The 22,415-nt window shown below is 64.3% G+C and carries 24 protein-coding genes; 16 read left to right on the top strand and 8 right to left on the bottom strand.

What is annotated here, in order from left to right; genetic code table 11:
- The first annotated feature begins 167 nt into the window (after nucleotides 1-167).
- Entirely contained in the window at nucleotides 168-590 is a 423-nt protein-coding gene (locus HDG37_RS02255) for a hypothetical protein (RefSeq protein WP_090804526.1), read from the top strand.
- A 92-nt stretch (nucleotides 591-682) separates the two neighbouring features.
- On the opposite strand, the gene HDG37_RS02250 is transcribed toward HDG37_RS02255, so the two are convergent.
- Both HDG37_RS02250 and nodI read right to left on the bottom strand, forming a co-directional pair.
- Nucleotides 683-1,510 carry an ABC transporter permease gene (locus HDG37_RS02250; RefSeq protein ID WP_184043958.1) on the bottom strand — a complete coding sequence of 276 codons (828 nt, stop codon included), beginning with the start codon at nucleotides 1,508-1,510 and terminating at the stop codon, nucleotides 683-685.
- A 19-nt stretch (nucleotides 1,511-1,529) separates the two neighbouring features.
- Nucleotides 1,530-2,444 (bottom strand): nodulation factor ABC transporter ATP-binding protein NodI, encoded by a 915-nt coding sequence (gene nodI / locus HDG37_RS02245; RefSeq protein ID WP_184043956.1) that lies wholly within the window; start codon nucleotides 2,442-2,444, stop codon nucleotides 1,530-1,532.
- Between the two features lie 421 nt (nucleotides 2,445-2,865).
- On the opposite strand from nodI, the gene HDG37_RS02240 reads away from it, so the two are divergent.
- Entirely contained in the window at nucleotides 2,866-3,333 is a 468-nt protein-coding gene (locus tag HDG37_RS02240) for a universal stress protein (protein ID WP_090804531.1), read from the top strand.
- Between the two features lie 117 nt (nucleotides 3,334-3,450).
- Here HDG37_RS02240 and HDG37_RS02235 read toward each other — a convergent pair whose 3' ends face one another.
- From HDG37_RS02235 to lexA, 3 genes are all read right to left on the bottom strand, one after another.
- Nucleotides 3,451-4,068, bottom strand: a complete 618-nt coding sequence (locus tag HDG37_RS02235; RefSeq protein WP_184043954.1) for a DUF2939 domain-containing protein — start codon at nucleotides 4,066-4,068, stop codon at nucleotides 3,451-3,453.
- 119 nt (nucleotides 4,069-4,187) lie between these two features.
- The gene (locus HDG37_RS02230; RefSeq protein WP_184043952.1) at nucleotides 4,188-4,532 is read right to left on the bottom strand and encodes a hypothetical protein; all 345 of its coding nucleotides are present in this window, start codon (nucleotides 4,530-4,532) and stop codon (nucleotides 4,188-4,190) included.
- A gap of 90 nt (nucleotides 4,533-4,622) precedes the next feature.
- Complete coding sequence (gene lexA, locus HDG37_RS02225) at nucleotides 4,623-5,273, bottom strand: transcriptional repressor LexA (RefSeq protein WP_026225415.1); 651 nt, start codon at nucleotides 5,271-5,273, stop codon at nucleotides 4,623-4,625.
- Between the two features lie 311 nt (nucleotides 5,274-5,584).
- On the opposite strand from lexA, the gene HDG37_RS02220 reads away from it, so the two are divergent.
- From HDG37_RS02220 to HDG37_RS02195, 6 genes are all read left to right on the top strand, one after another.
- On the top strand, nucleotides 5,585-6,631 hold the full coding sequence (locus HDG37_RS02220) for a sulfate ABC transporter substrate-binding protein (RefSeq protein ID WP_184043950.1): 1,047 nt from the start codon (nucleotides 5,585-5,587) through the stop codon (nucleotides 6,629-6,631).
- A gap of 159 nt (nucleotides 6,632-6,790) precedes the next feature.
- On the top strand, nucleotides 6,791-7,687 hold the full coding sequence (gene cysT / locus HDG37_RS02215; RefSeq protein ID WP_184043948.1) for a sulfate ABC transporter permease subunit CysT: 897 nt from the start codon (nucleotides 6,791-6,793) through the stop codon (nucleotides 7,685-7,687).
- Entirely contained in the window at nucleotides 7,684-8,691 is a 1,008-nt protein-coding gene (gene cysW / locus HDG37_RS02210) for a sulfate ABC transporter permease subunit CysW (RefSeq protein ID WP_090804540.1), read from the top strand. The genes cysT and cysW overlap by 4 nt, the downstream gene beginning before the upstream one ends.
- Nucleotides 8,692-9,750, top strand: coding sequence for a sulfate/molybdate ABC transporter ATP-binding protein (locus tag HDG37_RS02205; RefSeq protein ID WP_184043946.1), 1,059 nt, complete (start codon nucleotides 8,692-8,694; stop codon nucleotides 9,748-9,750).
- A 117-nt stretch (nucleotides 9,751-9,867) separates the two neighbouring features.
- Nucleotides 9,868-10,794, top strand: coding sequence for a CysB family HTH-type transcriptional regulator (locus tag HDG37_RS02200; RefSeq protein WP_184043944.1), 927 nt, complete (start codon nucleotides 9,868-9,870; stop codon nucleotides 10,792-10,794).
- 178 nt (nucleotides 10,795-10,972) lie between these two features.
- Nucleotides 10,973-12,019, top strand: a complete 1,047-nt coding sequence (locus HDG37_RS02195; protein ID WP_184029207.1) for an asparaginase — start codon at nucleotides 10,973-10,975, stop codon at nucleotides 12,017-12,019.
- 259 nt (nucleotides 12,020-12,278) lie between these two features.
- Here the strand turns inward: HDG37_RS02195 and HDG37_RS02190 are convergent, their stop codons facing one another.
- The 3 genes from HDG37_RS02190 to gcl form a co-directional block, all read right to left on the bottom strand.
- On the bottom strand, nucleotides 12,279-13,190 hold the full coding sequence (locus tag HDG37_RS02190; RefSeq protein WP_184043942.1) for a 2-hydroxy-3-oxopropionate reductase: 912 nt from the start codon (nucleotides 13,188-13,190) through the stop codon (nucleotides 12,279-12,281).
- Between the two features lie 72 nt (nucleotides 13,191-13,262).
- A complete protein-coding gene (otnI, locus tag HDG37_RS02185) occupies nucleotides 13,263-14,072 on the bottom strand; it encodes a 2-oxo-tetronate isomerase (RefSeq protein WP_184043940.1) in 810 nt (269 codons plus the stop codon).
- A 129-nt stretch (nucleotides 14,073-14,201) separates the two neighbouring features.
- Nucleotides 14,202-15,977 carry a glyoxylate carboligase gene (gene gcl, locus HDG37_RS02180; RefSeq protein WP_184043938.1) on the bottom strand — a complete coding sequence of 592 codons (1,776 nt, stop codon included), beginning with the start codon at nucleotides 15,975-15,977 and terminating at the stop codon, nucleotides 14,202-14,204.
- A gap of 171 nt (nucleotides 15,978-16,148) precedes the next feature.
- Between gcl and HDG37_RS02175 the strand changes: the two genes are divergently transcribed.
- The 8 genes from HDG37_RS02175 (at nucleotide 16,149) to HDG37_RS02140 (ending at nucleotide 22,368) form a co-directional block, all read left to right on the top strand.
- Nucleotides 16,149-17,063 (top strand): substrate binding domain-containing protein, encoded by a 915-nt coding sequence (locus HDG37_RS02175; RefSeq protein ID WP_184043936.1) that lies wholly within the window; start codon nucleotides 16,149-16,151, stop codon nucleotides 17,061-17,063.
- A gap of 175 nt (nucleotides 17,064-17,238) precedes the next feature.
- On the top strand, nucleotides 17,239-18,111 hold the full coding sequence (locus HDG37_RS02170) for an RNA polymerase sigma factor (protein WP_184043934.1): 873 nt from the start codon (nucleotides 17,239-17,241) through the stop codon (nucleotides 18,109-18,111).
- Complete coding sequence (locus HDG37_RS02165; RefSeq protein ID WP_184043931.1) at nucleotides 18,101-19,117, top strand: anti-sigma factor; 1,017 nt, start codon at nucleotides 18,101-18,103, stop codon at nucleotides 19,115-19,117. The genes HDG37_RS02170 and HDG37_RS02165 overlap by 11 nt, the downstream gene beginning before the upstream one ends.
- A gap of 191 nt (nucleotides 19,118-19,308) precedes the next feature.
- A complete protein-coding gene (rpsF, locus tag HDG37_RS02160) occupies nucleotides 19,309-19,683 on the top strand; it encodes a 30S ribosomal protein S6 (RefSeq protein ID WP_090804556.1) in 375 nt (124 codons plus the stop codon).
- Between the two features lie 69 nt (nucleotides 19,684-19,752).
- Nucleotides 19,753-20,052, top strand: coding sequence for a primosomal replication protein N (gene priB / locus HDG37_RS02155; protein WP_008922420.1), 300 nt, complete (start codon nucleotides 19,753-19,755; stop codon nucleotides 20,050-20,052).
- A 2-nt stretch (nucleotides 20,053-20,054) separates the two neighbouring features.
- Entirely contained in the window at nucleotides 20,055-20,330 is a 276-nt protein-coding gene (gene rpsR, locus HDG37_RS02150) for a 30S ribosomal protein S18 (RefSeq protein ID WP_013588504.1), read from the top strand.
- A gap of 27 nt (nucleotides 20,331-20,357) precedes the next feature.
- Nucleotides 20,358-20,810 carry a 50S ribosomal protein L9 gene (gene rplI, locus HDG37_RS02145; protein WP_184043929.1) on the top strand — a complete coding sequence of 151 codons (453 nt, stop codon included), beginning with the start codon at nucleotides 20,358-20,360 and terminating at the stop codon, nucleotides 20,808-20,810.
- A gap of 169 nt (nucleotides 20,811-20,979) precedes the next feature.
- The gene (locus tag HDG37_RS02140) at nucleotides 20,980-22,368 is read left to right on the top strand and encodes a replicative DNA helicase (RefSeq protein WP_090804563.1); all 1,389 of its coding nucleotides are present in this window, start codon (nucleotides 20,980-20,982) and stop codon (nucleotides 22,366-22,368) included.
- Nucleotides 22,369-22,415 lie beyond the last annotated feature (47 nt).

Below are 22,415 nucleotides of genomic sequence, written 5' to 3'. Positions count from 1 at the left end.
GCCACGATCAGGGGAAACGCGGAACAATGACAGTCGAACCGCGGACCTGCCGCTCAGCCCGCGATGCTGCAATGCACACAAGCGGCAATAGATGGACCCAAATAGAAACGCGGCGCGTCGTCCCGATGGCGCGTTGCCCACGACAGAGCGATAGGACCAACACAGCCATGGCGCAACAGAAAACCAATCCAAAACTCGAGCAGGCTCTCACGCGCGGTGATCTCGCGATCCGTCAGGCGAACTCGGCGCGAGCGACCGCCTTGTTGCGTGCGCTCGCCAAGATGATCGTCGATGCGTCGGCGACCATCGGCGTGGAAGCCTTCACGCTGATTCACGACGGCGACAAGATCTACGATCCCGCCGATGGTCTATGGCCACAGGCGCTGCTGATTTCGCTCGACGGTCCGGTCGAGGACGCCGATCCCGACGAATTGCGCACGGTGCGGCTGATCGCGGATGATCCGGTCACCGTGTTCCGGGTGGAATGGCAGCGCGCCGATGGCAAGATCGGGCGTCACGAGGGCGGCCCGTTCGCGACGGTCGCGTTCATCTCCGACGTCGACATTCCGTGGACCGACGACGAGGACTGAGCGCGCACAACGATAGCAAACACGCCGTGCGACGACCGACGCGGCGTCGTCTTGCGCGGGTGCAGGCGCAACGCGCCGCCCGCGCGTTCGGTTTACTTCATCATGCGACGCCGAAACAGGATCGCCGACACGATGAAGCCGCCGACCGCATAAGCGGCCAGCACGCTCACATGCAGCGCCGCGTGCTCCATCGGCCGACCGAGCATCGCCGGGCGCATCAGATCGACCGCATTGGCGAGCGGCAGCGCCGCAGTCACCGCTTGCGCCGCGCCGGGCAGTTGCGAGATCGGAAAGAACACGCCGGAGAGCAGCAGCATCGGCGTGAGCACGAGCGTCTGATAAAACATGAAAAAGTCGTATGACGGCGCGAGCGCCGTCACGATCATCGCGAGGCTCGCGAACGCGAGACCGGCCAGCACGATGACCGGCAGCGCGAGCAGCATCGACGGAAAACTCGCATAGCCGAGCGCGCCCGCCACCAGCATGATCGCCACACCCGACAACACCGATTTGCTGGCGGCCCACACCACCTCGCCGAGCACGATATCGCCGAGCGTGAGCGGCGTATGCATGATCGCCTCCCACGTGCGTTGCACGTGCATGCGCGAAAAGCCCGAATACATCGACTCGAAGCTCGCCGACATCATCACGCTCGACGCCACCGTGCCCGCCGCGAGGAACGAGATATACGACACGCCGTCGACGTGCCCGACCATCAGCCCGAGCCCGAGGCCGAGACCGAACAGATAGATCATCGGATCGGCGAGGTTGCCGAACATCGACGCGATCGCGAGCTTTTTCCACACCAGGTAATTGCGGCGCCACACCGCGATCCAGTTCGTGGCATTGGCGGGAAAGGCACCGAACGGTTCTTGCGCCGATGGCGTGCCGTCGTGGGTTTCGTAAGTACGTGCGTCCATCAAGTGTCTCGCTATGGGTTCAGTCCTGCATTTCGCGACCGGTGAGCCGCAGAAACACATCCTCGAGATTCGCCGGCCGATGCAGATAGCGCAAATCGGCGCGCTGCTTGAGGCGCATATGCACGGGCTGCGCGTCGTTCACATAACAGAACAGCGTCTCGCCGCTGATCTCGGTGCGCTCGGCGAGCGGCGCGAGTTCGTCGCGCAACGCAAACGGATCGGGGCCGTAGATCTCGATCACGTCGCAGCCGATTTCGGACTCGATCAACTCGCGCGGCGCGCCTTCGGCGATCTTGCGGCCTTCCTCGATCACGCACAGGCGATGACAGAGCCGTTCGGCTTCCTCCATGAAGTGCGTGGTCAGCAGAATGGTCTTGCCGCGCACGAGCAGCGAGCGCAGCCGCTCCCAGATCAGATGGCGCGCTTGCGGATCGAGACCGGTGGTCGGCTCGTCCATGATCAGCACGTCGGGATCGTTGATCAGCGCGCGCGCGAGCGTGAGGCGCCGCTTCATGCCGCCCGACAGTTCGCTCACGCGCGCGTCCGCCTTGTTCTCGAGGCGAGCGAATTCGAGCAGACCCGGCACCGCCGCGCGACACTGCGCGGCGCTCAGACCGAAGTAGCGACCGAATACGAGCAGATTTTCGCGCACCGTGAAATCGGGATCGAGGTTGTCGAACTGCGGCACCACGCCGACGCGCGAGCGCGCGAGGCGCGCGCGGCCCGGGATCGGCTCGTCGCACAGCCGGATCGCGCCGGCGTCGGGCGCCGCAATGCCGAGCAGCATGCGCAATGTCGTGGTCTTACCGGCGCCGTTGGGGCCGAGCAGCCCGAAGCATTCGCCGGTGTTCACATGAAACGACAATCCGTCGACGACCGTTTTTTCGCCGTAGCTTTTCCTGACCTGATGGAATTCGATGGGGGCGGTGGGCATGGCTCGAGCAAGGCTCCGGAAAAAGACACAACGTACGCGCAAGACACACAACATACCTGCGATGCACGCATTGCGCACGCGAAGCCGCTTACTCCGGGTATCGGATCGCTGATGCGAGCGGGTGTCCGGGAACGCGTCATGCGTGGGGTGCGATGCGCTTCTCGGTGTCGGTTGGCGCCGCTGATTGGCGGTGGCACGACTGGCACGTCAACCGGCCCGCAGTGTGTCGACGCAGCGTTCGCAAACGAAGTTTTGCATTGCGGCATCCGTGTGCAAACGCTGCGTCGGGTCGCCCAACGCTTGTGCAGACTGGATCGGCATGCACCGAGTATGCACTTAGCGTTTTCCATCCCTTGCAAGCCGAATTGCGGCGCACCATGATTGATTCAGACCGCGCTTTCCGCGCGAATGGAGAAAACAGATGGCGAGCTACCAGAAAATCCTGTTGTGCTACGACGGCTCGCGCGAAGGCCGCAAAGCCCTGCGTTGCGGTGCCGATCTGGCGTTGGAACTGAAGGCGGAAACGCATCTGCTGTCGGTCGTCGACATGCGTTCGAGCATCGCGCAGAGCGCGGGCCTGTTGACGGACGTCGCCTGCAGCAGCTTCGAAAAAACGGCCCGCGAGATTCTGCAGGAGGGCGTGAACTGGCTGACCGAGCGAGGCGTGAGCGCGCAAGGGCATTTCGCATTCGGTCATCCAATCGACGAGATCGCCAATCTTGCTAACGAGTTGCAGGTCGACCTCGTGGTGGTGGGTCATCGCTGCCGGACTGGTTTGTCGCGGTGGTGGATGGGGGCGGGCAACACGCCGCTGCTCGACCGCGTGTCGTGCAGCATTCTGGTGGCGTGCTCGTCCGCGCAGGAGCAGCAGCAGGCGGCTGCGGCGTAATGGGCTAGTGAGGGACGCGAAGCCGCGCGCCCCGTCATCTAGCCCAGATGTGGATAGACCTGTCGCGTGGCCGGCCCCGATGGCCAGCCACGCATCCCATCCGGCCAGGCTTCGATCTCACTCGTTCAGATTGATCGCCGCGAGCTTCCACGTGACCAGACCTTCGCGACGAAAGATTGCCGAATAATTCGCGTTACCTTCGCCACGCCGGTACGTGATGACAAACTCGTTGAGACTGCGATAGCCGGCTGTGCTTTGACGCCCGGGCGGCGGTGCGCTTGCCTGCGTGGTGGTGTCGCCCGCGGCTGGTGCGGCCGGCGCTTCGCCGCCCGCGGCTGGCGGCGCGGACGGTTGCTCGCCCGGCGTGCCACGCGGCGGCATGCCGTTCAGCAGCGCCGCGACGCCGTCGGGTGTCGCATAGGCATCGACGAGCGGGCCGATCAGCGTCACGCCGATCACCGCGCCGATCGTGGCCATCTTGTTGCCGGCATCCGCCTCGAGCCGGCGTGTCAGCATGGCGCCCACCTGTTGCTTCAGGCTATCGCGTAGCGCGGGAAAGTCCACGTACTGATTGACGGTTTGCACGTCACGCGCATCGGCGGCGCGTTTGAGATTGTTCACCGCGAGATACGGTGACGCATAAATAAAGCCCAGCGCGGCAATCACGATCACCACGATCAGCGTGATCAGCAGCGGCCGGGTGGCGCTGCCCTGTATGCGTTTCCGAATTGTCATCGAATGGGGCTCCACGTCAGTGATGATCTAACGTCGACCACGGCGAGGTCGAAACGATCCCATCCCACGCGAATCTCTGAACATCCGAAGTGCTTGTTGCATGCGTACTCAGGATTCGCTCAGGCTTCGAACACCGCGCCGTGCACGTTGGCTTCGTCGGCTATGCAGCGATCGATCATACGGCATACGGCGTCGACTGTGCCGACCATGATCAGTCGCGACGGTCCATGATAGACCCGCACCGGCGCGCGACGCGCGGGCTCGGCGATGTTCAGCGCCGAATTCAGCGACACGCGCGCGAACGCCGGCAACGACGACGGCAGACCGGAAGCTTCGGCAGCCGCGTCGAACAGCGACGGCGTGCGCGCAGCGGGCGCCTCGATTAGCGCGCAGGGCGTGAGCTTGCGCAGATGGCGCAGACGGCCGAACTGGCGAAAGGGCAACAGGCGGGCAAGGCGTTCCATGAGTCTCTCCAGGCGATGCGGCATAGATGCAGGCGTAAATGCGGCTTGGGTCGGACAAACCGGCGCAAGCGTTCTGGCGACAGCGAAAGATCAGAACTCGCTGGGGCGGATCAGCCCGACCGCGATCCCTTCGAGCGCGAAATCGGCGCTGCCGGTTTCCACGAAGATGTTGTCGTAATCGGGGTTTTCGGCGATCAGTTCGATGCCGTTCGGCCGGCGCTTCAGACGCTTGACCGTCACGTCGTCGCCAAGCCGCGCAATGATGATCTGGCCGTCCTTCGCTTCGGTGCGCTTTTGCACCGCGAGCAGGTCGCCGTCGAGAATGCCCGCGTCGCGCATCGACAGGCCGCGCACCTTCAGCAGGTAGTCGGGCTTGCTCGAGAACAGCGCCGGGTCACACGCGTAGTGCTGCGAGATATGTTCCTGCGCGAGGATCGGGCTACCCGCCGCGACCCGGCCGATCAGCGGCAACGACAACTGCATCAGGCCCGCATGCGGCAGGGTGAACTGATACGGCGCGTCCTCCTGCCCGGACAGCAGGCGGATGCCGCGCGACGCGCCGGCCGCGAGTTCGATCACGCCCTTGCGCGCCAGCGCGCGCAGATGCTCTTCCGCGGAATTGGCCGAGCTGAACCCGAGTTCGGCGGCAATTTCCGCGCGAGTGGGCGGAAAGCCCGTGCGTTCGATCGCGCGGCGGATCAGATCGAAAACCTGCTGCTGTCGTGCGGTGAGTTTTGTCATGGCCACTGTATGTATGAACAGGTGACTGTATTTTTATACAGTATTCGGCGCTTTTCAAGCTTTACTTTAAGTTCGTCGCAAGGGCCACGCTGGGGCGTCGTTTATCGGCGACATGACGGCGTTGTCGGTGTCCCAACCGCCGGCGCATCTGTCGTTACCACTTTTGAGCATTAAAAAATGAAGAAACATTATTTTTAATCATGAAAGCGCTTCGATAGACTGGCCTCCGGTTGGCGCTCATGTGCACGTGAGAGCGACGCAGAACAACACCAGACGCTCATCAGCGGACCATCACGCGGAGAAAAATTGAAATGAACGATCGGTATACGGGGCTTGCGGCTCGAACCAGAAAACTGATCGCGGCGCTCGCCGTCGGCGCGGCGGGCGCGCTTGGCATGTTGGGCCCAAGCGGCGTCGCGCACGCCGACACCACGCTGTTGAACGTGTCCTACGATCCGACGCGCGAGCTGTATCAGGACATCAATCAGGCATTCGGCAAGGAATGGAAGGCCAGCACCGGCGAAGCCGTCACCTTCAGGCAGTCGCACGGCGGCTCGGGCGCGCAGGCTCGCTCGGTGCTCGACGGACTGCAGGCCGACGTCGTGACGCTTGCGCTCGCCTATGACATCGACGCGCTCGCGAACAAGGGGCTCGTCGACAAGAACTGGCAAAAACGTCTGCCGGACAACGCATCGCCGTACACGTCGACGATCGTGTTTCTGGTGCGCCAGGGCAACCCGAAGCACATCAAGGATTGGGACGATCTGGTGAAGCCGGGCGTGTCGATCGTGACGCCGAATCCGAAGACCTCGGGCGGCGCGCGCTGGAATTATCTGGCCGCGTGGGCGTACGCCGAGCATCAACCGGGCGGCAACGACCAGAAGGCCAGGGAGTTCGTCGGCAAGCTGTACAGGAACGCCGGCGTGCTCGATTCGGGCGCGCGCGGCGCGACCACGAGCTTCGTGCAGCGCGGTATCGGCGACGTGCTGATCGCGTGGGAAAACGAGGCGTTCCTGTCGCTGAAGGAGTTTGGTCCGGACAGGTTCGAGATCGTGGTGCCGTCGGTGAGCATTCTGGCCGAGCCGCCGGTCGCGGTGGTCGACAAGGTCGTCGACAAACACGGCACGCGCAAGCTGGCCGAGGCATATCTGAACTTCCTGTATAGCGAGCAAGGTCAGGAGATCGCCGCGCGCAATTTCTATCGTCCGCGTTCCAGCAAGGTGCCCGCCGAGCTGACCGCGAAGTTTCCGAAGCTGAAGCTGTACACGATCGACGATTCGTTCGGTGGTTGGACCAACGCGCAGAAGACGCATTTCGCGGACGGCGGCGTGTTCGATTCGATTTATCAGCCGCAGTAAGAACCACCGCCTGAATCACAGCCAGGGAAAAAGGGCGCGCCCAATGGGCGCGCTTTCCGCTAACCGGGGTCCGGTGGCCAGCAGTGCGGCAGTACCGCAGTACGGCAGCACGGCAAAACGAACAACCGCGCGAGCATCAACCATGAACGAGTATCCAGCATGACCACGTTGACCTTCCGCAAGCCGAGCGCATTGCCCGGTTTTGGCCTGACACTCGGCATCACGGTGGCTTATCTGAGCCTCGTGGTGCTGATTCCATTGGCGGCGACCTTTCTGAAAACCGCGACGCTCGACTGGGATCAGTTCGTGCGCGCGGTCACGTCGCCGCGTGTGCTCGCGTCGTATCGGCTGACGTTTTTCTCGGCGCTGGGCGGCGCGCTGATCAACGCGGTGTTCGGCTTTCTCGTCGCGTGGGTGCTGGTGCGCTACACGTTTCCGTTCAAGCGTATCGTCGATGCGGTCGTCGATCTGCCGTTCGCGCTGCCCACCTCGGTGGCGGGCATTTCGCTCGCGGCCGTGTATGCGGGCAACGGCTGGATCGGCCAGTTCCTCGCGCCGCTCGGCATCAAGATCGCGTTCACGCCGGCGGGCGTGCTGGTCGCGCTGACGTTCATCGGCCTGCCGTTCGTCGTGCGCACCGTGCAACCGGTGCTCGAGGAGTTCGAGCGCGAGCAGGAGGAGGCGGCCGCGTGTCTCGGCGCATCGCGCTGGCTCACGTTTCGCCGCGTCGTGCTGCCGGCCGTGTTGCCGGCGCTGCTGACCGGCTTCGCGCTCGCCTTTGCGCGCGCGCTCGGCGAATACGGCTTGGTAATCTTCATCGCCGGCAATGTGCCGATGAAGTCGGAGATCACGTCGCTCCTGATCATCACGAAGCTCGAGCAATACGACTACGCGGGCGCGACGGCGCTCGCGGTCGTGATGCTGGTCGTGTCGTTCCTGATGCTGCTGTCGATCAACACGCTGCAGTGGTATCTGCAGCGGCGCACGAGCCGCGGCAAGACGGGATCGGCGCCAGTGGCCACGAGCGTCGCCGCTATCGGTGGAGGTGTGCAATGAGCCGCGTTCCGACCCACCCGGCGAGCGTGGCGCGTCGCCCCGATCCGGTCAGCGAGCCGGCGCTCGTGCGCTGGCTGCTGATCGGCCTCGCACTGCTGTTTCTCGCGCTGTTTCTGGCCGTGCCGCTCGCCGCGGTGTTCTACCAGGCGCTGAACAAGGGGCTGCGTTTTTACTTCGAAGCGCTCGCCGATCCGGATGCGCTGTCGGCGATCAAACTGACGTTGCTCACCGCGGCGATCGCGGTGCCGCTGAACCTCGTGTTCGGCCTTGCGGCGTCGTGGTGTATCGCGAAGTTCGAATTCCGCGGCAAGGCGCTGCTGACCACGTTGATCGATCTGCCGTTTTCGGTGTCACCGGTGATCTCCGGTCTGATCTACGTGCTGATGTTCGGCGCGCAGGGCTGGTTTGGCCCGTGGCTCGAAGATCACAACGTGCAGATCATCTTCGCGGTGCCGGGCATCGTGCTCGCGACGATCTTCGTCACGTTCCCGTTCGTCGCGCGCGAGCTGATTCCGCTGATGCAGGCGCAGGGCAACGACGAGGAAGAAGCCGCGCACGTGCTCGGCGCATCGGGCTGGCAGACGTTCCGTCGCGTCACGCTGCCGAACGTCAAGTGGGGTCTGCTGTACGGCGTGATTCTGTGCAATGCGCGCGCAATGGGCGAGTTCGGCGCGGTGTCGGTCGTGTCGGGCCATATTCGCGGGCAGACCGACACGATGCCGCTGCACGTCGAAATCCTCTACAACGAGTACAACTTCTCGGCCGCGTTCGCCGTGGCCTCGCTGCTCGCGCTGCTGGCGCTGGTTACGCTGGGGCTCAAGCTGCTGGCTGAGCGTCATATGTCGGCGGAACTGTCGGCGGCGCGCGAAGTGCCTGCGTACGCGGGGCCCGTGTCGCCGTCCGGCGCTTCGCAGGCCAATAGCGCGCAGTCCGCTTCGCATTCGTTTTTCGTCAACGCCACGCCTGCGTCGCAGCGACATCCGCTCAAGCAAGGAGAGCTGTAAATGGGTATCACCGTTCGTAACCTGCAAAAGCGCTTCGGCGATTTCGTCGCGCTCGACAACGTGTCGCTCGACTTTCCTCCGGGCGAACTCGTCGCGCTGCTCGGGCCGTCCGGTTGCGGCAAGACGACGTTGCTGCGTGTGATCGCCGGCCTCGAATACGCGGACGGCGGCCGGGTCGAACTGCAAGGCCAGGATGTCGCGGCGGTCGGCGCGCGTGAGCGCGAGGTGGGTTTCGTGTTCCAGCACTACGCGCTGTTCCGGCATATGACGGTGTTCGAAAACGTCGCGTTCGGGCTGCGCGTGAAGCCGCGCAAGGAACGTCCGTCCGAGAAGGTGATTCGTGAGAAGGTGCATGAGTTGCTGAAGCTCGTGCAACTCGACTGGCTCGCGCAGCGCTATCCGTCGGAGCTGTCCGGCGGCCAGCGCCAGCGCATCGCGCTCGCACGCGCGTTGGCCGTGGAGCCGAAGGTGCTGTTGCTCGACGAGCCGTTCGGCGCGCTCGACGCGAAGGTGCGCAAGGAACTGCGAAGCTGGTTGCGTCGCCTGCACGACGATCTGCATATTTCGACGATCTTCGTCACGCACGATCAGGAAGAAGCGCTCGAAGTGGCGGATCGCATCGTCGTGCTCAATCGCGGGCATGTCGAGCAGGAAGGGAGCCCGCAGGACGTGTACGACCATCCGCGGACGCCGTTCGTCTACGAGTTTCTCGGCGCGGCGAACCGCCTGCACGGCAGCGTCGATGCGCAAGGTTTCGTCGTCGATGGCGCGGCGCTGCCGGTCGCGATCGCGGCGGGTTTTAAGGGCCCGGCGTTCGCCTATGTGCGGCCGCACGATCTGCAGTTGTATCCGCAGGCGACGGGGCATCGCGAGGGCATTGTCGTCGACGTGCGGCGCGTGGTGACGCTCGGCGGTTCGGTGCGCGTCGAGCTCGCCGGTCGCGAGGGCAATCTGCTCGAAGCCGAACTCGATCGCGAAACGTGGCGTGATCTAAAACTCGCGGTCGGCGACGGCGTCACCGTGGTGCCGCGCGCGCTGCGGGTGTTTCCGGCGCAGTGAGGTGGCGGCGCCGCTGTGCGGCGCTGAGGACAGGAGAGAACGTATCAGCCGTACCGCGTGGTTCGCCTGGCATGTGCGGCTCCAATAACTCAACTCTGGCAGAACCGAGACACAACGATGAATTTCCAGCAATTGCGCTTCGTGCGCGAAGCCGTGCGGCAGAACATGAACCTGACCGAAGTGGCGAACGTGCTCTACACCTCGCAGTCGGGCGTATCGAAGCAGATCAAGGATCTCGAGGACGAACTCGGGGTCGACATCTTCATCCGCCGTGGCAAGCGTCTGACCGGGCTCACCGAACCGGGCAAGGCCGTGCATCAGTTGATCGAGCGGATGCTGCTCGATGCGGAGAATCTGCGCCGCGTCGCGCGTCAGTACGCGGATCAGGACAGCGGCCACCTCGTCGTCGCGACCACCCACACGCAGGCACGCTACGCATTGCCGAAGGTGATTCGGCAGTTCACGTCGGTGTTCCCGAAAGTGCATCTGGCGCTGCGTCAGGGCAGCCCGCAGCAGATCGCGCAGATGATCATCAACGGCGAGGCGGATATCGGCATCTCGACCGAGGCGCTCGACCGTTTTCCCGACATCGTCACGTTCCCGTGCTATTCGTGGCATCACGTCGTGGTGGTGCCGAAGGATCATCCGCTCGTCGGCCGTGCGAATCTGACGCTCGACGAGATCGCCGAATTCCCGATCGTCACCTACGACCAGGACTTCACCGGCCGCTCGCATATCGATCAGGCGTTCGCGAAAGCGGGTGCGTTGCCCGACGTCGTGCTGACCGCGATCGACGCCGACGTGATCAAGACCTACGTCGAACTCGGCATGGGCATCGGCGTGGTCGCGGCAATGGCCTACGACCCGAAGCGCGACAGCGAACTCGTCGCGCTCGACACGCAGCATCTGTTCGAGGCGAGCACGACGCGTGTCGGCTTGCGCAAGGGCGCGTTCCTGCGCGCGTATGCCTATCGGTTGCTCGAGATGTTCGCGCCGCAGTTGAGCGAGGCGGACATCGCGGCGCAGTTGCGCGAGGCGGCTTAGAGCCGCGACCAGTTTAGGATGGGACTTGCACCCGTCGTCAATACTTGTGGTGATGAGTGCAATTGGGCACCGCATGAGATTTAAGCCCGCTTGCGCGTTGCGCACGCTCGCGCAAGCCGAATCCGCGTCCGGTTTTCCACGCATGGCGACGCGAAGCGCATCGCTTACAATCGCCGCCATGAATACCTCGACTTCTCCCTCTCTCCCGATTCCCCCCGGCCATAGCACCGCGCCGACGCTGCCGCGCATCGCGGTGCTCGCGACCGGCGGCACGATCGCCGGCGCGGCCCCGGACGCGGCCAATACGTCGGGCTATCAGGCGGGCGTCGTCGGCGTCGATCAGCTGCTCGCGGCGGTGCCGGCGTTGTCTACGGTCGCGCGGATTGCGCCCGAGCAGATCGCCAGCGTCGACAGCAAGGACATGTCGCTGCCGCTGTGGACCACACTCGCGCAACGCATCAACGCGCTGCTCGCGACGGACGACGTCGACGGCCTGGTGGTCACGCACGGTACCGATACGCTCGAAGAAACCGCCTATCTGCTGCATCTGACCGTCAAGTCGGACAAGCCGGTCGTGCTGACCGCGGCGATGCGCCCAGCGTCGGCGCTGTCCGCCGACGGTCCGCTGAACCTGCTAAACGCGGTGACGGTCGCCGCGCACGCGGCGGCACGCGGGCAGGGCGTGCTGGTCGCGTTCAACAACCGGATTCATAGCGCGCGCGACGTCGTGAAAACGAGCACCTATGCGGTCGATGCGTTCCAGTCGCCCGAAATCGGCGCGCTCGGCTGGGTGCAGGATGGCCGCGTCGAGTTCCAGCGCGGCGTGGTGCGCGCGCATACGGTCGCGAGCGAATTCGCAATCGATGCGGCGTGGCCGCAGGTGGAGATCGTCACGAGCTATGCGGGCGTGTCGCGGATCGCCATCGATGCGCTGGTCGCCGCGGATGTGCGCGGCATCGTCGTGGCGGGAACGGGCAATGGCTCGATCCACCAGTCGTTGCAGCAGGCACTGGCGGATGCCGCGTTGCGCGGCGTGGCGGTGGTGCGCTCGTCGCGCGTGGGTTCGGGGCATGTGATGCGCAACGGCGCGGCGGCCGACGATGCGCTCGGTTTCGTCAGCGCGGGTTCGCTGAATCCGTACAAGGCGAGGGTGCTGCTGATGCTGGCGCTGGCCGCGGGCCACACTGCGCCGGCGGCGTTGCAGAAGGTGTTCGATACGTATTGATTGGCGAATCCGACAGCCGGACACCCGACGACGACGTCTGACCGACCAAGGCTTCCCCGTCACCGACGGGTGCCGCTGCGGACCCCACTTGCCGCTCTCAGCCCAGAGCGGCGCGATTTGCCCGTTACGCCGCGCCGGCAAGCCAAGCTGCCGTGCAACGAACGGGCGCCCCACCTGTGTTCACCGTGAGCTCGCCGATGCCGAAGCGGCAACCGGCGGAATCAACGGCGAGCTGAACTGAAGAGGAAGCACGAAGACCTCAAGCCGCCTTCGCTTCCTCGCTATCCGGCGCCTGCGCGACTTCATGATTCGCCATGATTTCGAGCGCGCGCACCATCGCCGAGTGATCCCACGCCTTGCCGCCGTTCGCGGCGCAGACGCTGAACAGTTGCTGCGCGCTCGCGGTATGCGGGAGCGCGATGCCGAGCTTACGCGCGCCATCGAGCGCGAGATTCAAGTCCTTCTGATGCAACTCGATCCGGAAACCTGGATTGAACGTGCGCTTCGTCATGCGCTCGCCATGCACTTCGAGAATCCGCGACGACGCGAAGCCGCCCATCAGTGCCTTGCGCACGCGCTCCGGATCGGCGCCCGAGCGCGACGCGAACAGCAGCGCCTCCGCGACCGCCTCGATGTTCAGCGCGACGATGATCTGGTTCGCGACCTTGCAGGTCTGACCCGCGCCGTTGTCGCCGATCAGCGAGATGTTCTTGCCCATCAGCTCGAACAACGGCTTGGCCAGCGCAAAGGCTTTCTCGGGACCGCCGACCATGATCGTCAGCGACGCATCCCGCGCGCCGATTTCGCCGCCGGACACCGGCGCATCGAGATAGTCGACGCCGAGCGCGTTGATCTTCTTCGCGAACGCCTGGGTGTCGAGCGGCGAGATCGAGCTCATGTCGATGACGAGCTTGCCTTTGGTGAGGCCGGCGGCGACGCCGTCGTCGGCGAACAGCACGTTGGCGACGTCCGGCGTGTCCGGCACCATGATGATGACGATGTCGGCGGCCTGCGCGACCGCGGTCGAACTGGCGACCACGCTCGTGCTCTTCGCGATGTCGTCCGGCACCGGATACGCGCCGTTCACGAACAGCGCGTGTCCGCCCTTGATGAGGTTGCGCGCCATGTGCGCGCCCATGATGCCGAGTCCGATGAAGCCGATCTTTGCCATGTGTGTGTATCTCCAGGGTTATAGGGGGCGTGCGTTGAGGCTTCGGGGTTCCATCAGGAACCCCAAGGCGCCTCAAGCCGCCGCATGCGCCGCGCCACGCGCCTGACCTGCCACGCTTTGCACCCAGCCGAGGCCGGCATCGGTCGTCGTGCGCGGCTTGTATTCGCAACCGACGTAGCCGTCGTAGCCGAGCGAGTCGAGCAGCGCGAACAGATACGGATAATTGATCTCGCCGGTGCCCGGTTCGTGCCGCCCGGGGTTGTCCGCGAGCTGGATATGCGCTATTTGCGCGAGGTTCTTTTCGATCGTCGCCGCGAGTTCGCCTTCCATCCGCTGCATGTGATAGATGTCATATTGCAGGAACAGATTGTCCGAGCCGACCTCGCGAATCACGTCGAGTCCGTCGCGCGAACGGTTCAGCGCGAAGCCCGGAATGTCGTACGAGTTGCATGGCTCGACGAGCAGCCGGATGCCGGCCTTCTTGAGCTCGCGCGCGGCAAAGCGCAGGTTGTCGACGATCGTCGCGCGGGCGGTGTCGGCGTCGACGTTCGCGCCCGGAATGCCAACGAGGCAGTTCAGTTGCGGCACCTTCAACGCGCTTGCGTATTCGATCGCGCGGCCCACGCCTTCCTGAAACTCGGCGACCCGATCGGGCAGGCACGCGATGCCGCGTTCGCCGGCTTCCCAGTTGCCGGCCGGCAAGTTGTGCAGCACCAGCTTGAGGTGGTTCTGTTGCAGACGTTCGCTCAATTCGGCGATCGAATACGGATAGGGAAACAGGAATTCGACGGCATGAAAGCCGGCGTTGGCCGCTGCCGCGAAACGGTCGAGGAACGGCACTTCGTTGAACAGCATCGTCAGGTTCGCTGCGAATTTAGGCATGGTGCTTTTGTCTCTCAGGTCGGTCAGGGAGTGGCGCGCTGGTCGTGATGAGGCGAGGGCGCGGAGCATAAACTCGGCCCTCGCGCATCGAGCACGCCGAATGCTGCGAATACCGCGAAGACGCAACGCTCAATCGAGCAGGCTGATCGCCGTCGGCGCGTCCTCGCGCTTTTCCGCGAGTTCCTCGAACTCGTTGATCGCGTCGATCTCGGTGCCCATCGAGATGTTGGTCACGCGCTCGAGAATCACTTCGACGATCACCGGCACGTTGAACTCGGCGAGCATCGACTGCGCTTTTTGCAGCGCCGGCTTCAGCTCTTCCGGCTTGAACACGCGAATCGCCTTGCAGCCGAGACCTTCGGCGACGGCGACGTGATCGACGCCATAGCCATTCATCTCCGGCGAGTTGATGTTCTCGAAGCCGAGCTGCACGCAGTAGTCCATCTCGAACGCGCGCTGCGCCTGGCGAATCAGCCCGAGGTACGAGTTGTTCACGACGACATGCACGTACGGCAGCTTGAATTGCGCGCCGGCCGCGAGCTCCTCGATCATGAACTGGAAGTCGTAGTCGCCCGACAGCGCGACGATCGGCCGTTGCGGGTCGGCCGCGCGCACGCCGAGCGCCGCCGGAATCGTCCAGCCGAGCGGGCCGGCCTGGCCGCAGTTGATCCAGTTGCGCGCCTTGTACACGTGCAGGAATTGCGCGGCGGCGATCTGCGACAGGCCGATCGTGCTCACGTAGCACGTGTCGCGGCCGAACACCTGGTTCATCTCTTCGTAGACGCGCTGCGGCTTCATCGGCACGTTGTCGAAGTGCGTCTTGCGCTGCAGCGTGCGCTTGCGTTGCTGGCAATCGGCAACCCACGCGGCGCGATCTTTCAGCTTGCCCGCGGCCTTCCATTCGCTGGCGACTTCGACGAACAGTTCGAGCGCGGCCTTCGCGTCCGACACGATGCCAAGATCCGGGCCGAACACGCGGCCGATCTGCGTCGGCTCGATGTCGACGTGCACGAACTTGCGCCCCTTCGTATAGACATCGACACTGCCGGTGTGACGGTTGGCCCAGCGGTTGCCGATGCCGAGCACGAAGTCGGACGCGAGCATCGTCGCGTTGCCATAGCGATGCGAGGTCTGCAGACCGACCATGCCGACCATCAGCGGGTGATCGTCGGGAATCGCGCCCCACGACATCAGCGTCGGGATCACCGGTACGCCGATGGTTTCGGCGAACGTCACGAGCAAATCTTCAGCGGCGGCGTTCAGCACACCGCCACCCGAGACGATCAGCGGTTTGTCCGAGTTGTTCAGCATCGTCAACGCGGCTTCGATCTGCTTGCGGGTCGCCTTCGGCTTGTAGACCGGCAGCGGCTCGTACGTGTCGATGTCGAATTCGATTTCGGCGAGCTGCACGTCGATGGGCAGATCGACCAGCACCGGGCCCGGGCGGCCCGAGCGCATCAGATGGAACGCCTGCTGGAACACACGCGGCACCAGCGCCGGCTCGCGCACGGTCACGGCCCACTTGGTGACGGGCTTGGCGATCGATTCGATATCGACGGCCTGGAAGTCTTCCTTGTACAGACGCGCGCGCGGCGCCTGGCCTGTGATAGCCAGAATAGGAATCGAGTCGGCCTGCGCGGAGTACAAACCGGTGATCATGTCGGTGCCGGCGGGGCCCGAGGTGCCGATGCACACGCCGATGTTGCCCGGCTGCGCGCGGGTGTAGCCCTCGGCCATGTGCGACGCACCCTCCACATGGCGCGCGAGCACGTGGCTGATGCCGCCGGCTTTGCGCATCGCCGAGTAGAACGGGTTGATCGCGGCGCCCGGCACGCCGAACGCGGTATCGATGCCTTCTTTTTCGAGCACCAGAACGGCGGCGTCGACGGCTCTCATTTTGGCCATGAATGTCTCCTCAAGGTCGGGAATTACGTCGGTTGAGGGACACTGTAGGCCTGCGCCAAAGGTTTGATAAGATCAGTCCGGGTCGCTTATTCCGAAACAAAGAGTATGGAATGACGTGAAGCCCGGCGCACGGCCGGCATCAGCCCGGCAAGAGACAGGTGGGAGACGAACATGGACCGCTTCAAACAGATCGAAACCTTCGTGCGGGTCGCCGATGCGGGCAGTCTCGCGGCGGCGGCGCTCGAGGAAGGGGTGTCGCCGGTGATTCTCGGGCGGCGCATCGACGCGCTCGAGAAGCGCCTCGGCGTGAAGCTGATGTATCGCACGACACGGCGGCTCGTCGTCAGCGAGGACGGCGCCGCGTTTCTCGAACGCTGCCGCGGGCTTCTCAGCGAATGGGATCAGGCGGAAAACGAACTGAGCGCGGGGCGCCGCGCGGTGAACGGCCATCTGATCGTGTCGGCGCCCGCGGCGTTCGGGCGTAAGCACGTCGCGCCGCTCGCGCCGGCATTTCTGCGCGACAAACCCGAGTTGCAGATGTCGTTCAATCTGACCGACCGGGTCGTCGATCTGGTGCGCGAGGGCTACGATCTGTCGATCCGCATCGGCGGCGCGGTCGATCCGAACTTCGTCGCGGTGAAGCTCGCGTCGAACCGGCGCGTGGTGTGCGGTACGCCCGACTATTTTCGCCGTCACGGCAAGCCGAAGACGCTCGAGGACCTGCCGGCCCACAACTGTCTCGCGTTCAATCTGCAAGGCGGGCAGAACCGCGGCTGGTATTTCCGCCGCAACGGCAAGCTCGCGACGGTGCGGGTGGGCGGCTCGCTCGACTGCAACGATGGCGAACTGCTGCATCGCTGGGTTTCGGAGGGGCTCGGACTCGGCTGGCGTTCGACGTGGGAAATCCAGCGGCAGCTCGCGCGCGGCGAGCTCGAAACCGTGCTCGACGAATATGCGCTGCCCGATTACGACATTCTTGCGGTCTATCCGCAGCAGCGCTTCGTGCCGGCGCGCGTACGCTATTTCATCGACTATCTGAAAGACGTGTACGCGAGCGACGACTACTGGAACCGGCCATCGTACTAGCTGGCGAGCGGCGCGCGCAGGCGATCGCGGTCTTTCTTGCGAATGCTCGCCTGAGTCGGGAATAAACTCGGGCTATGGCCAGTTCTGCTGTGAAAGACACGTCAGGAACGACACCACGCGGGACGCGCGACAGCGACCCGCACGACGCAGCCGCCATGCCCTTGGAGGGGCCCACGTGGTCCAGACCGATTCAGACGCCGATGCCGATGCAGCGAAAAGCCGCCGCTTCCAGCAGCTGGCGTTGCCGCATCTCGACGCCGCGTACAACCTCGCGCGCTGGCTGTGCGGCAATCCGAACGATGCCGAGGACGTCGTGCAGGAAGTGTTCATGCGCGCGTTCCGCTTCTTCGATACGTTTCGCGGCGACTCCGCGCGGCCGTGGCTGCTCGCGATCGTGCGCCGCACCTGGTACACGGAATGGCGCCGTCGCGCGCCATTGCACGACATGCTCGAATTCGACGAAACGATGGACGACGCGACCCTCGACGGCTGGAGCGCGGGCGGCGACGATCCGCAGACGCTGCTGATCCGCGACGAGGATGCACGCCAGGTACACGACGCGTTGGCGCGTTTGCCGGTCGAGTATCGCGAGGTGCTGATCTTGCGCGAGCTCGAGGAGATGGGATATCGGGAGATCGCGGTGGTGGCCGATCTGCCGATCGGTACGGTGATGTCGCGGCTCGCGCGTGGGCGGCGCAAGCTGGCGGAGGCGTTGATGGCGCAGCAGCGAGGCGGGGGGGAGTCGGTTGGCGGGGGGCGCAAAGGCGGGCAGGGTGACCGGCGCGGGTCGACGCAAGCGCCGCTGAAGCAGGGGGCGCAGTCCGGGCGAGTCGTGCAGTCGGCGGCAGTCGCGCCCTCGGGGTCGTCCACGCCCTGCGCGCCCTCCGACCGGGCACCGCGAAGTTCCGGCGACGGCCGCGCGGCATCATCGGCGGTCGTGCCCGCCACCGCAACAGTGACGCAACTCCGGGCGTTTGCCGACGGCCGGCCCCTCAACATTCCCGGCGCTGCCGCCGACCCCGCTCAGGAGACGCCGGATGGACTGTAACGAAGCTCGGCGGCTCCTCGAGGCGAATGCCGATCACGAACTGCCGGCACCCGATGCGCGCCGGGTCCAGCAGCATATCGAGAGCTGCGACGACTGCCGGCGCGCGAGCGACAACCTGCGCGCGCTGAGCGGCGCGCTGCGCGCGGCGCCGTATCATCGGGCGCCGCAGTCGTTGCGGGCGCGGATCGTGGCGGGCTTGCCCGGCGCGGTAGAGGGAGGAACTGCGGGGTTGGCCACGACGGCGGCGCCTGAAGATGCGGAGGAGGAGTCTACCGGCAGCGCTAGCGCCGGGATGACCGACATGGCGACGTACGAACCTCAGCGTCAGCGTCGCTGGGCGCGGCGGCCCGCGTGGCTCGACCGGTGGCTCAGTGGCTTCAGCGGTCCGGGTCGCTCGGGCGATTCACGCGGCCGGCTAATCGGCGTCAACGGACCGCATGCCGCCGGGGGTGCCAACCGCGTGGTCGCGCGCGGCGGTCTCGCGGTGCTCGTGATCGCGCTGTGTGTGGCCACCGCTGTCCTGACGCTGACGCTGCGCGGTCCCGCCGAATTCACGCCATTCACCGACGAACTCATCGAAAGCCATGTGCGCGCGCAGGTTTCCGGCCGCGACATCGACGTAATTTCGACCGACCGTCACACGGTCAAGCCATGGTTCAACGGTCGGCTCGACTATTCGCCGCCGGTCGAGGACCTCGCGGCGGCCGGCTTCGCGCTGGAGGGGGGGCGGCTCGACTACCTCGCGCACCAGCGGGTCGCGGTGCTCGTGTACCGCTACGGCAAGCACGTGATCGACCTGTATGTGTTTCCGCAGTCCACGACGCGTGGCATTGACGGCGCGGCGCCGGCATCGCCCGCCCACGACGGCTATTCGATCGCGCACTGGGACGCGGCGGGCATGACCTGGTGGGCGATCTCGGACGCCGCGCCCGATGCGCTCAAGGGACTCGAAGCGGCGCTCAGAGCGCGTTTGCAGAGCGGCAGCCAGCGCACGGAAGCGGGTTGAGGGGCAAGGACGGCCCGACTTCCGCGACCCACCACCCTAAGCTCTTGAAAACACATCCGATTCCCCCGCCGAATCGGCGGAATTCCTTGCAACCCGTCCCCATTCGGGTTAGACTCTTGGGCTTCTCACTTGCCGCACCGGTTCCGACGCCCGGGCGGCTTCTATCCAAAAGTCAGCACAAGGAGTGTGTAATGCGTCATTACGAAATCGTCTTTATCGTGCATCCCGATCAAAGCGAGCAGGTGCCCGCCATGATCGAGCGTTACAAGGGCACGATCACGTCGCACGGTGGTCAGATCCACCGCGTCGAAGACTGGGGCCGTCGCCAACTGGCCTACATGATCGAGAAACTCGCGAAGGCTCACTACGTCTGCATGAACATCGAGTGCGACCAGACCACGCTCGACGAGCTGGAACACGCGTTCAAGTTCAACGACGCCGTTCTGCGTCACCTCATCGTCAAGATGAAGAAGGCCGAAACCGGCCCGTCGCCGATGATGAAGGAAGTGCAGCGCGAAGAAGCCAAGAAGTCGGCAGCAGCTCAGCCGACCGAAGCGCAGGCTTAAGACTCATTATTTAAGCTGCCAGACACGCAGCGTCGCTCCGCTCTCGTACACGAAGACATAAACAGGTACATGAACCGGCTGCAACTTACGGCGAGCGTCGTCGAACGCGAACCGGTGCGGTACACCCCCGCCGGCGTTCCGATTGCAAGCTGCACGTTGCACCACCGCACGGAAGTCGTCGAGGCGGGCATTGCCCGTCAGGTCGAACTGACCATGCAGGCGGTCGCCGCGGGCGAAGCGAGCGGTAAGCTCGAAAACTGTCAGATGGGCGTCGAAACGCTCTTCACAGGTTTTCTGGCTAAAAAGCACCGTAACGCGCGAACTCTGGTATTTCACATCACAGCATTGCAGGACATTGGAAAGGACTAATCATGCCCCGCCCGACTGGTAAGAAATTCGACAAGCGTCGTCAGCAACAGAACCCGCTCTTCAAGCGCAAGAAGTTCTGCCGTTTCACGGCTGCTGGCGTCGAGTACATCGACTACAAAGACATCGAAACGCTGAAGGACTTCATCGGCGAGAACGGCAAGATCACGCCGGCACGTCTCACGGGTACCAAGGCGCATTATCAACGCCAGCTGGATACGGCTATCAAGCGCGCACGTTTCCTCGCGCTGGTGCCGTACACCGACCAGCACAAGGCCTAACCCGACGACGCGATAAGGAGCATCCGAATGCAAATCATTCTTCTGGAAAAAGTCGTCAATCTGGGTAACCTCGGCGACATCGTGAAGGTCAAGGACGGTTACGCACGTAACTTCCTGATCCCGAACAAGAAAGCTCGCCGTGCAACGAAGGAAGCCCTCGCTGAATTCGAAGTGCGCCGCGCAGAACTCGAAAAGCACGCCACTGAAAAGCTGGCAGCCGCTCAGGCTCAAGGCGAAAAGCTGGCAGGCCAGACCGTTCAGGTCAATCAGAAGGCTGGCGTCGACGGCCGTCTGTTCGGCTCGGTGACGAACGCTGACATCGCCGAAGCGCTCGGCAAGCAAGGCTTCGCAGTGGAAAAGGCGCAAGTGCGTCTGCCGGAAGGCCCGCTGAAGATGGTTGGCGAGCACCCGGTTCAGGTTTCGCTGCACACCGACGTTCTCGTCGATGTGACGGTGGCCGTGATCGGCGAGCACGTCTAAGCCGACCGCATCCAAGCATCAAGCAGGATCAGCCAGCGTATTGCTGGTGAAGAGCAGGGGCCGGGAAACCGGCCCCTGCTTTTTTTGTGCCCGACTATCTCTCGTATATCCCCGTATTTGCGTTTTTTCCGCTCGCAGCCGTCGCCGGATTGCCCGATAATTCCTCCCCATGAACGCACCGTCCAAAGATCCCCAACTCGAGTCGCTGAAAGTCCCGCCGCATTCGATCGAAGCCGAGCAATCGGTGCTGGGCGGCCTGCTGCTCGATAACGCGGCCTGGGACCGCATCGCCGACTTCCTCGCGCAAAGCGACTTCTACCGCTACGACCACCGCATCATCTTCGAGCACATCGGCAAGCTGATTGCGGCCACGCGGCCGGCCGACGTGGTCACCGTCTACGAAGCGCTCGGCACCTCGGGCAAGGCGGAAGAAGTCGGCGGCCTCGCTTACCTGAACGCGCTCGCGCAGAACACGCCGAGTGCGGCCAACATCCGCCGCTATGCGGAAATCGTGCGCGACCGCGCGGTGCTGCGCCGGCTCGTGTCGGTCGCCGATGAAATCTCCGCCGATGCGTTCAACCCGCAAGGCAAGGAAGTCCGGCAATTGCTGGACGAAGCGGAATCGAAGGTGTTCTCGATCGCCGAAGACGGCGCGCGCGGCACCCAGGGCTTTCTCGAGATCGGGCCGCTGCTGACCCAGGTGGTCGAGCGGATCGACACGCTCTATCACACCGCCAATCCGAGCGACGTGACCGGCACGCCGACCGGTTTCGTCGATCTGGATCGTATGACCTCGGGCATGCACGGCGGCGAGCTGATCATCGTCGCGGGCCGTCCGTCGATGGGTAAGACGGCGTTTTCGATGAACGTCGGCGAATACGTCGCGGTCGAGTACGGACTACCCGTCGCGGTGTTCTCGATGGAAATGCCGGGCACGCAGCTCACGATGCGTATGCTGGGCTCGGTCGGCCGGCTCGACCAGCATCGCATGCGAACCGGGCGCCTGACCGACGAGGATTGGCCGAAGCTCACGCACGCGGTGCAGAAAATGAGCGAGGCACAGATCTTCATCGACGAAACCGGCGGTCTGAACCCGATGGAACTGCGCTCGCGCGCGCGCCGGCTATCGCGCCAGTGCGGCAAGCTCGGACTGATCATCATCGACTATCTGCAGCTGATGAGCGGTTCGTCGTCGGGCGAAAATCGCGCGACCGAAATCTCGGAAATCTCGCGTTCGCTGAAGAGCCTCGCGAAGGAGCTCGACGTGCCGGTGATCGCGTTGTCGCAGCTGAACCGCGGTCTCGAGCAGCGGCCCAACAAGCGGCCAATCATGTCGGACCTGCGCGAATCGGGCGCTATCGAACAGGACGCCGACGTGATCCTGTTCATCTACCGCGACGAAGTGTACAACCCGGACAGCCCCGACAAGGGCACCGCGGAGATCATCATCGGCAAGCAGCGGAACGGTCCGATCGGTCCCGTTCGGCTCACGTTCCACGGCCAATACACGAAGTTCGACAACTTTGCGGGCGCGCAGAACTTCTACGGCGGCGAGTGACGCGAGGCGCCGTGGGCTGTTGTAACGGCGCTGTCGCGAGTGCGGCA

Origin of the sequence: Paraburkholderia sp. MM5384-R2, from assembly GCF_014201025.1 — a bacterium.
In the GTDB taxonomy this organism is placed as follows: domain Bacteria; phylum Pseudomonadota; class Gammaproteobacteria; order Burkholderiales; family Burkholderiaceae; genus Paraburkholderia; species Paraburkholderia tuberum.
Note: the sequence above shows the minus strand (reverse complement) of the source record. Positions and strands in the feature narration are given on the sequence as shown.

Coding starts and splice junctions, on each gene's coding strand:
- HDG37_RS02165 (WP_184043931.1), top strand. CDS start 18,101: ATGGACTGTAACGAAGCTCGGCGGCTCCTCGAGGCGAATGCCGATCAC.
- HDG37_RS02255 (WP_090804526.1), top strand. CDS start 168: ATGGCGCAACAGAAAACCAATCCAAAACTCGAGCAGGCTCTCACGCGC.
- HDG37_RS02195 (WP_184029207.1), top strand. CDS start 10,973: ATGAATACCTCGACTTCTCCCTCTCTCCCGATTCCCCCCGGCCATAGC.
- nodI (WP_184043956.1), bottom strand. CDS start 2,444: ATGCCCACCGCCCCCATCGAATTCCATCAGGTCAGGAAAAGCTACGGC.
- HDG37_RS02140 (WP_090804563.1), top strand. CDS start 20,980: ATGAACGCACCGTCCAAAGATCCCCAACTCGAGTCGCTGAAAGTCCCG.
- otnI (WP_184043940.1), bottom strand. CDS start 14,072: ATGCCTAAATTCGCAGCGAACCTGACGATGCTGTTCAACGAAGTGCCG.
- cysT (WP_184043948.1), top strand. CDS start 6,791: ATGACCACGTTGACCTTCCGCAAGCCGAGCGCATTGCCCGGTTTTGGC.
- HDG37_RS02200 (WP_184043944.1), top strand. CDS start 9,868: ATGAATTTCCAGCAATTGCGCTTCGTGCGCGAAGCCGTGCGGCAGAAC.
- cysW (WP_090804540.1), top strand. CDS start 7,684: ATGAGCCGCGTTCCGACCCACCCGGCGAGCGTGGCGCGTCGCCCCGAT.
- HDG37_RS02220 (WP_184043950.1), top strand. CDS start 5,585: ATGAACGATCGGTATACGGGGCTTGCGGCTCGAACCAGAAAACTGATC.
- rpsR (WP_013588504.1), top strand. CDS start 20,055: ATGCCCCGCCCGACTGGTAAGAAATTCGACAAGCGTCGTCAGCAACAG.
- HDG37_RS02190 (WP_184043942.1), bottom strand. CDS start 13,190: ATGGCAAAGATCGGCTTCATCGGACTCGGCATCATGGGCGCGCACATG.
- HDG37_RS02250 (WP_184043958.1), bottom strand. CDS start 1,510: ATGGACGCACGTACTTACGAAACCCACGACGGCACGCCATCGGCGCAA.
- rpsF (WP_090804556.1), top strand. CDS start 19,309: ATGCGTCATTACGAAATCGTCTTTATCGTGCATCCCGATCAAAGCGAG.
- gcl (WP_184043938.1), bottom strand. CDS start 15,977: ATGGCCAAAATGAGAGCCGTCGACGCCGCCGTTCTGGTGCTCGAAAAA.
- HDG37_RS02240 (WP_090804531.1), top strand. CDS start 2,866: ATGGCGAGCTACCAGAAAATCCTGTTGTGCTACGACGGCTCGCGCGAA.
- priB (WP_008922420.1), top strand. CDS start 19,753: ATGAACCGGCTGCAACTTACGGCGAGCGTCGTCGAACGCGAACCGGTG.
- HDG37_RS02175 (WP_184043936.1), top strand. CDS start 16,149: ATGGACCGCTTCAAACAGATCGAAACCTTCGTGCGGGTCGCCGATGCG.
- lexA (WP_026225415.1), bottom strand. CDS start 5,273: ATGACAAAACTCACCGCACGACAGCAGCAGGTTTTCGATCTGATCCGC.
- rplI (WP_184043929.1), top strand. CDS start 20,358: ATGCAAATCATTCTTCTGGAAAAAGTCGTCAATCTGGGTAACCTCGGC.
- HDG37_RS02230 (WP_184043952.1), bottom strand. CDS start 4,532: ATGGAACGCCTTGCCCGCCTGTTGCCCTTTCGCCAGTTCGGCCGTCTG.
- HDG37_RS02235 (WP_184043954.1), bottom strand. CDS start 4,068: ATGACAATTCGGAAACGCATACAGGGCAGCGCCACCCGGCCGCTGCTG.
- HDG37_RS02205 (WP_184043946.1), top strand. CDS start 8,692: ATGGGTATCACCGTTCGTAACCTGCAAAAGCGCTTCGGCGATTTCGTC.